Source organism: Kytococcus schroeteri (assembly GCF_042433515.1).
GTDB lineage: Bacteria > Actinomycetota > Actinomycetes > Actinomycetales > Dermatophilaceae > Kytococcus > Kytococcus schroeteri.
On the sequence record NZ_JBHLVH010000004.1, the window covers coordinates 229,954 to 244,714 of the forward strand.

13 protein-coding genes are annotated in these 14,761 nt (G+C 73.5%); 3 read left to right on the forward strand and 10 right to left on the reverse strand.

All coding sequences use genetic code 11. The features are described from left to right. Nucleotides 1–73: 73 nt before the first annotated feature. The 6 genes from ACFFHC_RS02855 to ACFFHC_RS02880 form a co-directional block, all read right to left on the reverse strand. Nucleotides 74–1,027: an electron transfer flavoprotein subunit alpha/FixB family protein gene (locus ACFFHC_RS02855; RefSeq protein WP_070703582.1), complete on the reverse strand. Its 954-nt coding sequence runs from the start codon at nucleotides 1,025–1,027 to the stop codon at nucleotides 74–76. Nucleotides 1,028–1,057: 30 nt separating this feature from the next. Beyond that, entirely contained in the window at nucleotides 1,058–1,846 is a 789-nt protein-coding gene (locus ACFFHC_RS02860) for an electron transfer flavoprotein subunit beta/FixA family protein (protein WP_379802856.1), read from the reverse strand. Nucleotides 1,847–2,012: 166 nt separating this feature from the next. After that, on the reverse strand, nucleotides 2,013–2,804 hold the full coding sequence (locus ACFFHC_RS02865) for an enoyl-CoA hydratase/isomerase family protein (protein ID WP_070703586.1): 792 nt from the start codon (nucleotides 2,802–2,804) through the stop codon (nucleotides 2,013–2,015). Then, nucleotides 2,801–3,448: a hypothetical protein gene (locus ACFFHC_RS02870; protein WP_379802861.1), complete on the reverse strand. Its 648-nt coding sequence runs from the start codon at nucleotides 3,446–3,448 to the stop codon at nucleotides 2,801–2,803. Before ACFFHC_RS02870 ends, ACFFHC_RS02865 begins: the two co-directional genes overlap by 4 nt. Before the next feature lie 69 nt (nucleotides 3,449–3,517). Continuing rightward, nucleotides 3,518–3,976 (reverse strand): hypothetical protein, encoded by a 459-nt coding sequence (locus ACFFHC_RS02875; protein ID WP_379802865.1) that lies wholly within the window; start codon nucleotides 3,974–3,976, stop codon nucleotides 3,518–3,520. Between the two features lie 41 nt (nucleotides 3,977–4,017). Further along, on the reverse strand, nucleotides 4,018–4,398 hold the full coding sequence (locus tag ACFFHC_RS02880) for a hypothetical protein (protein ID WP_070703590.1): 381 nt from the start codon (nucleotides 4,396–4,398) through the stop codon (nucleotides 4,018–4,020). A 160-nt stretch (nucleotides 4,399–4,558) separates the two neighbouring features. Here ACFFHC_RS02880 and glgB point away from each other — a divergent pair, with 160 nt between their 5' ends. Then, the gene (gene glgB / locus ACFFHC_RS02885) at nucleotides 4,559–8,635 is read left to right on the forward strand and encodes a 1,4-alpha-glucan branching protein GlgB (RefSeq protein WP_379802870.1); all 4,077 of its coding nucleotides are present in this window, start codon (nucleotides 4,559–4,561) and stop codon (nucleotides 8,633–8,635) included. Nucleotides 8,636–8,756: 121 nt separating this feature from the next. Here glgB and ACFFHC_RS02890 read toward each other — a convergent pair whose 3' ends face one another. The 4 genes from ACFFHC_RS02890 to ACFFHC_RS02905 all read right to left on the reverse strand — a co-directional run bounded on the left by ACFFHC_RS02890 (nucleotide 8,757) and on the right by ACFFHC_RS02905 (nucleotide 13,028). Further along, complete coding sequence (locus ACFFHC_RS02890; RefSeq protein WP_379802873.1) at nucleotides 8,757–10,145, reverse strand: HNH endonuclease signature motif containing protein; 1,389 nt, start codon at nucleotides 10,143–10,145, stop codon at nucleotides 8,757–8,759. 205 nt (nucleotides 10,146–10,350) lie between these two features. Beyond that, entirely contained in the window at nucleotides 10,351–11,406 is a 1,056-nt protein-coding gene (locus tag ACFFHC_RS02895; protein WP_379802876.1) for a tetratricopeptide repeat protein, read from the reverse strand. A gap of 99 nt (nucleotides 11,407–11,505) precedes the next feature. Continuing rightward, on the reverse strand, nucleotides 11,506–11,814 hold the full coding sequence (locus ACFFHC_RS02900; RefSeq protein WP_070703495.1) for a thiamine-binding protein: 309 nt from the start codon (nucleotides 11,812–11,814) through the stop codon (nucleotides 11,506–11,508). An 11-nt stretch (nucleotides 11,815–11,825) separates the two neighbouring features. Next, nucleotides 11,826–13,028, reverse strand: a complete 1,203-nt coding sequence (locus tag ACFFHC_RS02905) for an acetyl-CoA C-acetyltransferase (protein WP_379802880.1) — start codon at nucleotides 13,026–13,028, stop codon at nucleotides 11,826–11,828. Between the two features lie 151 nt (nucleotides 13,029–13,179). On the opposite strand from ACFFHC_RS02905, the gene mce reads away from it, so the two are divergent. After that, nucleotides 13,180–13,620 carry a methylmalonyl-CoA epimerase gene (gene mce, locus ACFFHC_RS02910; RefSeq protein ID WP_379802883.1) on the forward strand — a complete coding sequence of 147 codons (441 nt, stop codon included), beginning with the start codon at nucleotides 13,180–13,182 and terminating at the stop codon, nucleotides 13,618–13,620. 38 nt (nucleotides 13,621–13,658) lie between these two features. Next, nucleotides 13,659–14,723, forward strand: coding sequence for an AI-2E family transporter (locus ACFFHC_RS02915; RefSeq protein WP_379802886.1), 1,065 nt, complete (start codon nucleotides 13,659–13,661; stop codon nucleotides 14,721–14,723). Nucleotides 14,724–14,761 lie beyond the last annotated feature (38 nt).

Below are 14,761 nucleotides of genomic sequence, written 5' to 3' on the forward strand. Positions count from 1 at the left end.
CGGCACCGGTGCGGTTCTCGGGCGCGGCCGGGGTCGGTTCCGGCCCGGCCGGCGCGGGGTCAGGACCCGGCGGTCACTTGCTGGACTGGATCTTCTCCGTGGCCTGCGGCAGCACGTCGAACAGGTCGCCCACGACGCCGAAGTCCACCATCGAGAAGATGGGCGCCTCCTCGTCCTTGTTCACCGCGACGATGGTCTTGGAGGTCTGCATGCCGGCGCGGTGCTGGATGGCACCGGAGATGCCGGCCGCCACGTACAGCTGCGGGGACACGGTCACGCCGGTCTGGCCCACCTGGCTGGAGTGCGGGTACCAGCCGGCGTCCACCGCGGCGCGCGAGGCACCCACGGCGGCACCCAGCGAGTCGGCGAAGGACTCGACCGGGTCGAAGTCACCGCCGGTGCCACGGCCACCGGAGACCACGATGGCGGCCTCGGTGAGGGCCGGGCGGCCGGAGGCCTGCTTCTCCTCGCTGGCCACGATCTTCGCGCCACGCGCCACGTCGGAGAGCTCCACCTCCACGACCTCGTCGGCGCACGCCCCCTGGGCCGGCTCGGCGGTCACCGAGTTGGGCTTGAGCGACACGATCGCCACACCCTTGGCGACGTGCGAGGCGGTGGTCCAGCCACCGGCGAACACCGACTTGGTGACCTTCACACCACCGTCGGCGGCCTCCACGTCCACGGCGTCGGTGATGACACCCGAGGCGGTCATGACGGCCAGGCGCCCGGCCACCTCCTTGCCCTCCGGCGAGGACGGCACGATGACGGCCGACGCGCCGGTGCGCTGCACCAGCTGGGCCAGGCCCTCGGCGGTGGGGCCCACGAGGTACTCGCCGAACTCGGCGGCCTCGAGGCGGTACACCTTCTCCGCGCCGGCGGCGGCCAGGGCCTCCTTGGCGGCGTCGAAGCCGGCACCCACGAACACCGCGGACGGCTCACCCACGCGGCGCGCGGCGGTCAGCATCTCGGAGGTCGTCTTGCGGACGTCGCCCTCGACGTGGTCGACCAGAACCAGAACTTCACCCATCGTCTACTCCTTGGATCTCGTCGGGGCGTCTCAGATGAACTTGCGCTGGGCCAGGAAGTCGGCCAGCTTCTGGCCGCCGTCACCCTCGTCGGTGACGATCTCGCCGGCCTCGCGCGGCGGGCGCTGCGTGGTGCCGTCCACCACGGCCCAGGCGTTGGCCGCACCCACCATCGAGGGGTCCACACCCAGGTCGGCCAGCGACCAGGACTCGATGGTCTTCTTCTTGGCCGCCATGATCCCCTTGAAGGAGGGGTAGCGCGGCTCGTTGATCTGGTCGGTCACCGAGACCACGGCTGGCAGGGTGGCCTCCACGGTCTGGGTGGCCTCGGCGGTGTCACGCTTGATGGTGATGGTGCCGCCGGTCTCGCCGGAGCACTCCACGGAGTTGGCCAGGGTCACCATCGGCACGCCGAGCAGCTCGGCCACCATCGCGGGCACCACGCCCATGGCGCCGTCGGTGGAGCTCATGCCGAAGAGCACGAGGTCCACCTCGTCGACCTTCTTGACGGCCTCGGCCAGCACCACGGCGGTGGAGAGGGCGTCGGAGCCGGCCAGCGCGTCGTCGGTGACGTGCACGCCGTCGGTGGCGCCCATCTGCAGGGCCTTCTTCACGGCCTCCTCGGCGGCGGCCGGGCCCATGGTCAGCACGGTCACGCGGCCGTCCCCGGCGGCCTCGGTGATCTTGAGGGCCTCCTCCACCGCGTACTCGTCGAGCTCGGACAGCAGACCGTCCGTGGTGCGGTCGGTCAGGCCCTGGTCATCGAAGGACCGGTCACCCTGGGCGTCCGGGACGTGCTTCACGCACACGACGATGTTCATCGATCGCCTCTCTCATGGCTGGTGCAGCCGGGGCCGCTGTGCGGTCCCCCGGCGATGGCGGGGAGGGCGCCCCGTGCGGGGCGCCCTCCAAGTGTCGCACGTCACGTTCCGCCCGATGCGGTGTGCCGTGCACGGGTGCGGGCGGTGCCGCCCGCACCCGGTGGGCTCAGCGGCCGACGAAGGAGGCCTTGCCCGGACCGTTCTCCACGAACGAGTCCATGCCGATCTGGCGGTCCTCGGTGGCGAAGAGGCCGGCGAACGCGATGCGCTCGAGCTCCAGCCCGGTGGTGAGGTCGACCTCGATGCCGCGGTCGATGGACTCCTTGGCGGCGCGCAGGGCGACGGCCGGGCCGCCGACGTACTGCTTCATGCGCTCCACGGCGGCGGTGTACACCTGCTCGGCGGGCACGACCTCGTCGGCCAGGCCGATGGACAGCGCCTCGGCGGCGTCCACGTGGCGGCCGGAGAAGATGAGGTCCTTGGCCTTCGCAGTACCGATGAGGCGCGGCAGGCGCTGCGTGCCGCCGGCCCCCGGGATGACGCCGAGCAGGATCTCCGGCTGGCCCAGCTTGGCGTTCTCGGCCACGACGCGGAAGTCGCAGGCCAGGGCCAGCTCGCAGCCGCCACCGAGCGCGTAGCCGGTGATGGCGGCAACGGTGGGCTTGGGGATCTCGGCCACGGCGGTGAGGCAGGCCTGGAGCTTGGCGGCGCGGTCGAGCATGTCCGCGTAGCTCATCTTCTGCATCTCCTTGATGTCCGCGCCGGCGGCGAACACCTTCTCACCGCCGTACACGACCACCGCGGCGACGTCCGGGTGGTCGGCGGCCTCGCGGGCCACGACGCCGATCTCGTCCTGGAGCTGGGTGCTCAGGGCGTTCATCTTGGGGCGGTCGAGGCGGATGGTGCCGATGCCGTCGGCCACCTCGAGGCGGACGAACTCACAGTTCTGCGTGCTCATGCGCGACCCTCCTGGTCACCGAGGTTCAGGGAGAAGGACGAGGAGCCACCCCGCTGGCCGGGCTGCTGCCCCTGCTGCTGTGCGGCCTGGCCCTGGGCGGCCTGGCCCTGGGCGCCGGCCTCGGCGCCGGCGCGACCGGGGCTCACCGGGCCGGGGGCACCGATGGCGGCCTCGGTGGCGTGCTGCACGTCGTCCTTCATGACGTTCTCGTGCCACACCTGCACGGCCTGCATGATCATGTTGACGGTCAGCTGCAGGCGGGGGCTGGGACCCTCGCCCTTGAGCACGAGGTGCTCGCCGGAGACCACAAGGGTGGTGCCGACGATGCCCATCTTGACGACGTTGGCGCCCAGGGTGACGTCGTTGGTGTTGTTCAGCCACTTCACGACGTCGGCCGGGATGTCGGAGCCGATCTGCCACTGGCCGAAGACGCGCATGATGTCGACGTCGCCCTCGGTGACGCGCACGAACATGGTCTGGCCCTGCACCTCGAAGGCCACGTCACCGTCGCCGTCGACCTGCGGCGACATGCCGTCGGTCTCCAGCAGGGTGACCACCTGGTCGCGCAGGGAGGGCGCGGAGGAGCCGGTGGGCCCGGCGTCGTCGCCCGTGGGGAAGCTCGGGAGCTGCGTGGGATCAGTCATGGGCCCCAAACTACAGTCCGTGACCCAGCCCACGCCCACGCCCCTCCCGCGCCGGGCAGGACCCACCGGTCACCGCTCGGAGCGGGCACCTCGCAGGAGCCACCACAGGCCCAGTACCGGCAGCACCAGCGGCACGAAGCCGTACTGGCGGCCGTAGACCGACCACACCGTCTCGTCCGGGAACAGCCCCGGGTCCACCAGGCTCAGCGTGCCCACCACGAGCACGCCGACCAGCTCGAAGGTCACCGCGCCGAGGGCCGTCCGCCGCCCCGCGGCACCACCGCGCACCATGCCCACGGTGGCCACCAGGTAGACCAACGCGGCCACCGTGGAGAGCAGGTAGGCCAGCGGGGCGCGGTCGAAGTAGGCCAGCAGCTGCATGACCGAGCGGCCCGTGGCGGCGAGCGCCAGCACGGCGTAGGCGGCCACGAGCACCCGGCCGAAGCCGCGGCTGAGGTGGTTGACGGGCTCGGGCCCGGTGGTGGGCTCCGACGGGACGGTGCGGGAGGTGCGGGACGGGCTGGACACGGGGTGGCTCCTGCCGGCGAGGCCGGGTGGGTGGGGGGACGTCAGGGGGTGAGGACGGTGGGGAACTGGTACCAGATGGCCACCAGTCGCTGCGCCATGACGAGCAGCGCCAAACCGGCCAGGAAGAGCACCCCCATGCCCCACCGGGTGTCGCGCTCGGCCACCGACCAGAGGAAGGCCACCGGCAGCAGCGCCGCCATGCCGAACAGGTAGGCACCGAACTCCCAGGCGGGGATGTCGTACGAGGTGGTCACCGCCATCACCAGACCCACCACGAGTTGCACGAGCAGCACCACGGCGGCCAGGCCGGTCACCCCGAGCACGAGGTTGTCGACCGGCCGGTTGACGACCGCGTACAGCAGGGTCACCAGGCACAGCAGCGCCAGCGACAGGAACAGGGCGGTGGTCAGGGCGGGGATCACGGCGGGAGAGTCTAGGACCGGCGCCCGGCCGGCCCGTGAGCCCCTAGTCTGGTCACGGAGACCACTGCCGCGGCCACCTCGGCCCGACCGCCGTGGGGCGCGCCTCCGCCACCGGCTACCGTCCGTCCACCGCACACGACACCACCGGGGAGCAGAACGCATGACGACCAAGAGCCTCAAGCACCTCCTCGAGGAGTGGATCCCCCAGCAGCGGTGGTTCACCGGGAGCGGGCACGTGCCGCGACTGCAGCGCATCGGCACGGTGCGGATGGGCGACGTCGTGGACCCGCAGGGGCGCACCGTGGCCCTGTCCACCGTGTACGTGGCCGACCGCGCCACCGTGCCCGCGACGATCTACCAGGTGCCGCTGACGGTGCGCTCGGCCGTGGACGCCGACGAGAAGGTGACCGGCGGCCACCTCGGGCAGGTGCCGCTGGCCAGCATGGGCCTCTCGGACGACCCCGACGAGCTGGGCACGGTGCACGACGCGGCCCACGACCCCGCCTACGCGGCCGCGATCATGGCGATGGCGCAGCGCGAGACGAGCTGGGGCGAGGACCCGGTGCGCATGAAGGGCATTCAGCTCAAGGCCCGCCGCCCCCACAAGCCGCCGTACATCGTCACCGGCTCCCGGGTGCTGCCCCCCGATCACCAGTCCAACACATCCATCATCGTCACCACGCTCGGCGGACGCCCCAACGCCCCGCGGCGGGAGACCGCCATCATCAAGCTGTTCCGCGTCGTGCAGACCGGCGCCAACCCGGACGTCGAGCTGCAGCTGGAGCTGGCCAAGCGGGGGTCCACCTCCATCCCCACGCCCCTGGGCTCGGTGGAGGGCGCCTGGCCCGACCCGGAGACCGGTGAGGAGCGCACCGGCCACCTGGCCTTCGCCAGCGAGTACCTCGGCGACGTCCCCGACGCCTGGGCGGTGGCCAACAAGGCGGCCCGCAAGGGCAAGCGCATGGCCAAGAAGGCCCGCCGGCTGGGTGAGACCGTGGCACAGGTGCACTCCGAGCTGGCCGAGGCGCTGGGCACCGTGACCGTGGACGCCGTGCACCGCACCGAGCTGACCGACCGGATGCGCACGCGGCTCGACCACGCCCTGGCGCAGGTGCCCGAGCTGGAGCCGCTGCGCGCCGAGGCCACCGCCCGCATCGACGCCTTGGATGCCCTGGACTGGCCGTTGCTTCAGCGCGTGCACGGCGACCTGCACCTGGGCCAGGTGCTGGAGGTGCCCGACCGCGGCTGGGTGGTGGTGGACTTCGAGGGCGAGCCGATGCGCCCCGTGCGCGAGCGCCGCGCCCCCGACCTCGCCCTGCGCGACCTGGCCGGGATGCTGCGCTCCATCGACTACGTGGCCGGCGCCCGGGTGCGCGAGGCCGAGGCCGCCGGCACGCCGCTCGACGCCGCGGGCCGCGCCGAGCTGGACGCCTGGGCCCAGGGCGTGCGCGAGGCCTTCCTGGAGGGGTACACCTCCGTGGCCGGTGCCCGGGCGGCCGAGCCCCGCGCCCTGCTGGAGGCACTCGAGGTGGACAAGGCCTTCTACGAGGCCGTGCACGAGCGCCGCAACCGCCCCGACTGGGCGGCCATCCCGGTGCGTGCCCTGGAGCGGATGCTGGGCATCACCCTCAGCCCGGCCGTCACGCAGCGGCCGACGGTCGCCGGTGGGGCCACCGGGGGCACGACGAGCGCAGGGCCCGCCGACGCGCGCGAGGGCGGGTCGGGGGACGACGGCCCCTCCCCCGTCGCGGACGGCACCCCCGGCTCCCGGGTGAGCGGCCCGGGGTCCGACGACGTCCGCGCCCGCTCCGACGAGGCGGACGAGCCCGGCCCCACCCGGTCGCGCCGGGCCGGTGCGACGCGCTTCACGTTCGGCTCCGGGGCCACCGGCCCCCGTGACGCCTCCCCCGCGGGCGGCGACACCTCGCCTGCCGCCGGCCAGGACGACCCCGCCGCGGTGAGCCGCGAGGAGGCGCTGCGCATCGTGCAGGGCCGCAGCAGCGACCCGCACGCGGTGCTCGGCCTGCACGCCGTGGCCGACGGCGTGGTCATCCGTGCCCTTCGCCCCCGCGCCCGTCGCGTGGTGGCCGTGCTGCCCGACGAGTCGCGCCACGAGCTCACCCACCAGGCCGAGGGGATCTTCGGGGCGCACCTGCCCGGGGTCGCCCCCACCGACTACCGCCTCGAGGTGGTCTGGCCGCTGCCCGGCCCTGCGGCGAGAACCCGCGGGCAGGCCGCCGAGCCGCGTCTGCAGGACGACGGGTACCGCCAGCCGCCCGGCATCGACGAGATGGACCTGCACCTGGTGCGCGAGGGGCGCCACGAGCGGCTCTGGACCGTGCTGGGCGCCCACCTGCGCCGCGTCGAGGGCCCGATGGGCACCACCCGGGGCGTCGGCTTCAGCGTGTGGGCGCCCCACGCCCGCGGTGTGCGTGTGGTGGGCGACTTCAACCAGTGGGACGGCACCGCCCACCCGCTGCGCCGCCTGGGCGACAGCGGTGTGTGGGAGCTGTTCGTGCCCGGCGTCGGCGCCGGGGAGCGGTACATGTTCCAGATCACCACCGCCGAGGGCACCACCGTGACCAAGGCCGACCCGATGGCCCGCCGTGCCGAGGTGCCGCCGGGCACCGCATCGGTGGTGGACGACTCGAGCGCCCGGGACTTCGGCTGGACCGACGAGGCGTGGATGGCGCAGCGCGGCACCCGGGACCCCCTGGCCCGGCCGATGTCGGTCTACGAGGTGCACCTCGGCTCGTGGCGCCGCGGCCTGGGCTACCGCGAGCTGGCCGAGCAGCTGGTGGAGCACGTGCGCGAGTGCGGCTTCACGCACGTGGAGCTGCTGCCCGTGGCCGAGCACCCCTACGCGCCCAGCTGGGGATACCAGGTGACCGGCTACTACGCCCCCACCGCGCGCTTCGGCACGCCGGACGAGTTCCGCCACCTCGTGGACGCGCTGCACGCGGCCGGCATCGGCGTCATCGTGGACTGGGTGCCGGGCCACTTCCCCAAGGACGAGTGGGCCCTGGCCCGCTTCGACGGGCAGCCGCTCTACGAGCACCCCGACCCCCGCCGCGGCGACCACCCCGACTGGGGCACCCACGTGTTCGACTACGGCCGCAACGAGGTGCGCAACTTCCTGGTGGCCAACGTCCTGTACTGGCTGGAGGAGTTCCACGTGGACGGCATCCGCGTGGACGGGGTGGCCTCGATGCTGTATCTGGACCACTCGCGCGCCGACGGCGAGTGGGCCCCCAACCAGTACGGCGGCCGGGAGAACCTCGAGGCCGTGCAGCTGCTGCAGGACGTGAACGTCACCGCCCACCGGCTGCACCCCGGCATCGTCACCGTGGCCGAGGAGTCCACCGCCTGGCCGGGGGTCACCACCCCCACCTACGAGGGCGGGCTGGGCTTCTCGCTGAAGTGGAACACCGGCTGGATACACGACTCGCTGGAGTACGTGGCCCGGGACCCCGAGGTCCGGCGTCTCCACCACCAGGACCTCACCTTCTCGATGGCGTACGCGTACTCCGAGCGGTACGTGCTGCCCCTCAGCCACGACGAGGTGGTGCACGGCAAGGGCTCGCTGGTGACCAAGATGCCCGGCGACACCTGGCAGAAGTACGCCGGCGTGCGGGCCTACCTGGCGTTCATGTGGGCGCACCCGGGCAAGAAGCTGCTGTTCATGGGCTCCGAGTTGGGCGTGCCACGCGAGTGGGCCGAGGGCGCGTCGCTGGACTTCGACATCGACGGCGACCCGCTGCGCGCCGGCGTCCGCGCCACCGTGCAGGACCTCAACGCCCGGTATGCCGAGCTGCCGGCCCTGTGGCAGCTCGACCACGACCCGGCCGGCTTCCGCTGGATCGACTCCGAGAACGCCGCGGGCCAGGTCATCAGCTTCCTGCGCACCGGCCACGACCCGGCGGCCCCGGGCGGCACGCTGGCCGTGGTCGTGAACTTCTCCGACGGACCCCACGAGGACCTCCGCGTCGGCCTGCCGCACGCCGGCCGGTGGCGCGAGGTGCTCAGCACCGACGCCACCCGCTACGGCGGCTCCGGTGTGGGCAACCCGGGCGAGGTGGTGGCCGAGGAGGTGCCCACCGACGGCCTGCCCGCCTCGGCCGTGGTGCGCGTCCCGCCGCTGGGTGCGGTGTGGTTCGTCCCGGTGACCGACGACCCGCAGGGCCCGGACGGGGAGGCACTGGACGGGCAGGCAGGCGGGGACGAGCAGGCCCGCTGAGAGCACCGCCGGCTGACCGGCCGCCCCACGACCTGACCAGCCGCCGCTCTACCTGGCCAGGCTCCACTGCCTAACCAGCCACTCCTCTGCCCAACCGGCCACCCCTGCCTCCTCTCCGGGCTCAGGGACCGGCCCGCTCGTCGGGCCACACCCAGCACCCGTCCTCGAGCGAGGCGGTGAGGCCGTCGCGGTGCACCACCGTGTGGTGCCTCTCGCAGAGCAGTGCCAGGTTGTCCGCGTCCGTCGGCCCCCCGTCGGCCCAGTGCACGACGTGGTGGGCGTGGCACCACTCCGGCGGTCGGTCGCAGCCGGGGAAGGTGCACCCGCCGTCCCGGAGTGCGGCGTGCGCCCGCTGCGCCCCGCTGGCGAAGCGGTCGGACCTTCCGAGCTCGAGCGGCGCGGAATCCGTGCCCAGCACCGCCGGCACGAGGTCGGCGTCGCAGGCCATCTGCCGCAGCTCGGCAGGGGTGAGCACCTCGCCACGGGTGGTCGTGCCGAAGGCCGTACGGCCCGCGTCGGCCACCGGCCCCGGCAGGCCGCGCCCCCATCCCCGCCGCCTGGGCGCGAGTTGTGCCAGCCCCTCCTGCAGGGTGCGGTGGTCCATCGTCACGATGAGGGTGGTGGACCCGGCGAGCCCGCACCCGCCGGCCGTGGCGGAGGTGTCCGCCGCCTGGGCCCGCTCCACGATCTCCAGCAATGCGTCGGCCCGCCGTCGCGCGGCCGACCGCGGATCACGCACGCGCTGACCGTCCTCGGTGACACGGGACCGCGGCCCCGCGAGCCCGTCCACCGCCCGGCGGAAGCGGGCGGCATCGGGCTGGTTGAGGTCGACCTGGAACCGGACCAACCCCGTGGGCAGTCTCCGTTCGGTGAGCGACGAGCACTCCTTGGCCCGCTCGTCCTCGTGGTCCAGGGCGTCCTGCCCGAACCGGGCCACGACCTCCCTGGTGAGCTGCAGCAGCGCCTCCCGGGTGGTGCCCGCGCGCCCCGGCTCGTCCAGCACACCGGCCCGCTGCAGGTAGTACCCGAGCACCTCGCTGCGGTCAGCCCCGGGCAGCACCGGCAGCACCTTGCGTGACTCCCTGAGGATGGTGTGCGCGTGCCCCACGCTCACTCCCCCACCCCAGACCGCCGCGGCCAACGACTCGGTGCCCCGCTCCAGGGTCGCCTCGGCCACCGAGGCCACGGCGTGTGCCCTCCCGGGCTCCGTGACCCCCGCGTTCTGGCGCACCCACGCCGTGGTGCCGGCCGCACGCGAGGACCGGACCACTCCCCTGTCCACGGCCTCGGCGGTCACTCCCGCCATTGCCGCCTCCGCGGCCCGCACCAGCCTCCCGAGCACCCCCACCACCTCGGCGAGGTCGTCGGACCCCAGCGCCCACAACCCGGTGCGCAGGCCTTCCAGGTCCCCCACGAGGCCCGCTGCCCGCCGGGCGACGGCTGCCGCCTGCCCTGCGCGGCCGATGCCGGGAACCACCCCCAGCGGCCCCTCCCCCACAGCCGTGGCCACGTCATCACCCCCTGAGACGGTCGTCCTGCCCACGTCCGGCGCCGGCTCCGCTGCCGACGCTTCCACCATACACACACCCGATGTGACATGCAACATCTGTACTGCTCCCGGCGTGACCCCTGCCCGGGAGAACCCGAGGGCCGCCGACCACCGCAGCAGTCGACGGCCCTCGGCCGGCACAGGACCCACTGGGCCCCACGCCCCCTCAGAACAGCGCGCTCATGAGCTTGCTGCGCGCGGTCCGCACGCGCGGGTCGGCCGAGCCGACCATCTCGAAGAGCTCCAGCAGCCGCTCGCGGGCCGCGGTGCGGTCGTCGTCGGCCGTCACCTTGACGGTGTCGATGAGGCGCTCGAACGCGTCCTCCACGTGGCCCCCGAGCATGTCCAGGTCCGCGGCCTGCAGCTGCGCCTGCACGTCGGTGGGGTTCGCGGCCGCGGCCTCGCGCACGGCGGTGGCGTCCAGCGACCCGGCCCGGGCCAGCAGCACCACCTGCTGACGCCCCAGACGCGCCTCCTCGTCACCCGGCTCCTCGGCCAGGCGTGCGTCGAAGGCCGCCACGGCGCGATCGAAGTCACCGGCGTCGATGGCGGCGTAGGCCTCCTCCAGGTGCGGCGAGAGGGGCTCCTCGGGTTCCTGGGCCGCCTCGGCGCCCGCGCCGGCCTGCACACCCTCGGACACCGAGCCGGAGACCCCCGGCATCGCGCGGCCCGTCACACCGTTCTCCGCCGCGGCGGTCAGCAGGTTCTGCATCACCGCGCGCACCTCGTCCTCCGGCTGGGCACCGGGGTACAGCGGCATCGGCTGCCCACCGAGGATGGCGATGGTGAACGGCTCGGGCAGCTCCGGCATCTGGAAGGCCTGGAGCATCTCCGGCTGGGCACCCACGTCGGCGGTGGCCAGGCGGAAGGCACCCTCCATGGAGACCGCGACGCGCTCCATCATCTGCACGTACTCCAGCGCGCCGGGCTGCTGCGGGCTCCACAGGACCAGCACCGCCGGCACGGTCATGGAGTCGCGCAGGACCTCCTCGAAGGTGGTGAGGTCCACGGCCACCACGGTGGCGCGGGCGTCCCCGGCGGGCAGGGTCGCACCGGGCTCGGCGGCACCGCCGGCCGGGGCGCCGGAGCCCGCACCAGCGGGGGCACCACCGGGCTGGGCGCCGGCGCGCGCGGCGGCGGTGGCCTGCTGCACCTGCTGCTGCTTGAGTCCGGTCAGGTCGACGGCGCCGCGCAGACCGCGCGGGAAGGGCTGGGAGGTCATGCTTCCTCCTGGGAAGGGCGTCGGGATCGGGCAGGGGGCTGCATCGCCCCGTCTGGGCCCTAGCCTACGAGTCGCCGCCGGGCCCGGCCCCGGCTGCCCTCAGACGTCCCCGTCGGCCAGGTGCCGCTCCACGCGCTCCACCTTGGCCTCCAGCTGCCCGGTCCACCCGGGGCGCACGTCGGCCTTGAGCACCAGCGAGACGCGGGGCGACTCGGCGGCCAGCACCTCCACGCACTCCTTGACCACCGCCATGCACTCGTCCCACTCCCCCTCGAGGGTGGTGAACATGGCGTCGGTCCGGTGGGGCAGGCCCGAGGCGCGCACGACCTTCACCGCGCGCGCCACGGCCTCGCTCACCCCGCCGTCGGGGTCCCCGGACGACGGGGCGACGCTGAACGCGACGAGCACGTGCCCCGCCCTCAGGCCCGGGGCACGCGGACGACGAGCGCGTCGCCCTGGCCGCCGCCACCGCACAGGGCGGCCACGCCGACCCCGCCACCCCGGCGCTTGAGCTCCAGCGCCAGGGTGAGCACGAGGCGCGCACCGGAGGCACCGATGGGGTGGCCCATGGCGATGGCGCCGCCGTTGACGTTGACCTTGTCCTCGCTGACGCCCAGATCGCGGGCGCTGGCGATGCCGACGGCGGCGAAGGCCTCGTTGATCTCGAAGAGGTCAACGTCCTCCACGGACAGGCCCTCCTTGGCCAGCGCGGCGCGGATGGCGTTGGCCGGCTGCATCTGCAGGCTGGAGTCCGGGCCGGAGACCACGCCGTGGGCGCCCACCTCGGCCAGCCACTCCAGGCCGGCGGCCTCGGCATCGGCCTTCTTCATGACCACCACGGCGCAGGCGCCGTCGGAGATCTGCGAGGCGTTGCCGGCGGTGATGGTGCCGTCCTTGCTGAACGCCGGGCGCAGCGTCGCCAGGGACTCGGTGGTGGTGTCCGGGCGGATGCCCTCGTCGGCGGTCACCTCGACGGGGTCGCCCTTGCGCTGCGGCACGCTCACCGGGGCGATCTCCTCGGCGAAGACGCCCTTGCCGGCGGCCTCGGCGGCGCGCTGGTGGGAGCGCGCGGAGAAGGCGTCCTGCTCCTCGCGCGTCAGGGCGCCACTGTGGTCGTCGGTGTTGGCGGACTCCGTCAGCCCGCCCATGGCCTGGTCGGTGAAGGCGTCCCACAGGCCGTCGAGGTCCATGTGGTCCTTGAGGGTCACGTCGCCGTACTTGAAGCCGCCGCGCGACTTCGGGAGCAGGTGCGGGGCGTTGGTCATGGACTCCTGGCCGCCGGCCACCACGCAGGAGAACTCGCCGGCGCGGATGGTCTGGTCGGCCAGTGCGATGGCGTTGAGCCCGGACAGGCACACCTTGTTGATGGTGAGCGCGGGTACGTCCATCGGCACGCCACCGGCCACGGCGGCCTGGCGGGCGGGGATCTGGCCTGCGCCGGCGGTCAGCACCTGACCCATCACCACGTAGTCCACGTCCTGCGGGGAGACCTTGGCGCGCTCCAGGGCGGCCTTGATGGCCACGCCGCCCAGCTCGGCGCCCGAGAGGCTGCCCAGCGCACCCTGCATGCGACCCATCGGGGTGCGCGCTCCGGCGACGATGACGGTGGTGTTGTCGGACATGCTTCCTCCACGGGACGAGGGGATCGGGCGGGGTCGGGGCGCGCGCGGACCGGCGGTCCGGCGTGCTCGCTGCGGTGCAGCCTAACGCCCGTGTGACCCGCGCCACGCCCGGGCTGTCAGGTCGTCGGTGGCCCCCACTACCCTGTGGCCCATGCAGCCGACTGCCTCCACCGAGAGCCTCTTCACCGCCATCGACCACGTGGGGCTGGCCGTCGCCGACCTCGACGAGGCGATCGCCTTCCACCGCGACGTGCTGGGCATGGAGCTGGCGCACACCGAGGAGAACCCGGAGCAGGGCGTCCGCGAGGCCATGATGCGCATCGGCGACTCCCACGTGCAGCTCCTGGCGCCGCTCACCCCGGACTCCACCATCGCCAAGTTCCTGGCCTCCAAGGGCCCGGGCATGCAGCAGGTGGCCTACCGCGTGGACGACATCGACGCCGTGAGCGCCACCCTGCGCGAGCGCGGCCTGCGCCTGCTCTACGACGACGCCCGCCGCGGCACGAGCAACAGCCGCGTGAACTTCATCCACCCCAAGGACGCCGGGGGCGTGCTGGTGGAGCTCGTCGAGCCGTCGGCCGAGGGCCACTGAGGCCGCCGGCGACGCCCCACCGGCCCCGCCCCACCACCGTGACCGCACCCACGCCCGAGGCCCCGCGTCACGCCCAGCGACCCTTCGTCGTGGGCTTCGTGGCGACGCTCGGCGTGCTCACCGCTCTGGCCATGGCGATGGCCGCCCGGCAGCTGGGCTTCGTGCTCACCCTGCTGGTGGTCTCGGTCTTCCTCGCCCTCACGCTCAACCCGCTGGTGGAAAAGCTCATGCTGCGCGGGCTGCGCCGCGGCGGGGCGGTGGCGGTGGTCTTCCTCTGGCTGCTCGTGGCGTTCACCGGCATCGGCGCGCTCGTGCTGCCGCCCATCGTGGACGAGTCCACCGCCCTGCTCTACGACGCCCCCACCTACACCCAGCGCTTCCTCGAGCAGGACTGGATCCAGCAGGCCGACCGCGACTTCCAGCTCACCGACCGCTTCCAGAACGAGCTGCAGAAGCGGGTGAGCTCCGGAGACCTCACCAGCCAGGTGACCGGCGGGGTGCTCGGCGCCGGCCGGCTGCTGGCCGCCGGGGCGTTCGGTGCCTTCACGGTGCTGGTGCTCACCCTGTACTTCCTGGCCACGCTGCCGCAGACCAAGCGCGCCGGGTACGCCCTCGTGCCGGCCTCGCGCCGGGAGCGCGTGGAGGAGCTGGCCGAGGAGATCATGCGGCGCGTGGGCGGGTACGCCGCCGGGCAGTTCATGGTGGCCACCATCAACGGCCTGTGCAGCTGGGTCATGATGACGCTGCTGCAGATCCCCTACGCGGCCGTGCTCGCGGTGCTGGTGGGCTTCCTCGGGCTCATCCCGATGGTGGGCGCCACCATCGGCGCGGTGCTCGTGGCCGCCATCGCCCTGGGGCACTCGACGCAGACCGCGCTGGTGGTGCTGGCCTACTACGGCATCTACCAGCAGATCGAGAACTACCTCATCGTGCCGCGCATCATGAAGCGCACCGTCTCCGTGCCGGGCGCGGTGACCGTGGTGGCCGCCCTGGTCGGCGGCACCCTCGCCGGTGTGCTCGGCGCCCTGCTGGCCATCCCCACGGCCGCCGGGCTACTGCTGATCTACGAGGAGGTCCTGGTCCCCCGCCAGGCCAAGCGCTGAGCACGAGGTGACCCATGCCGGCGACGAGGCCCCGCCGC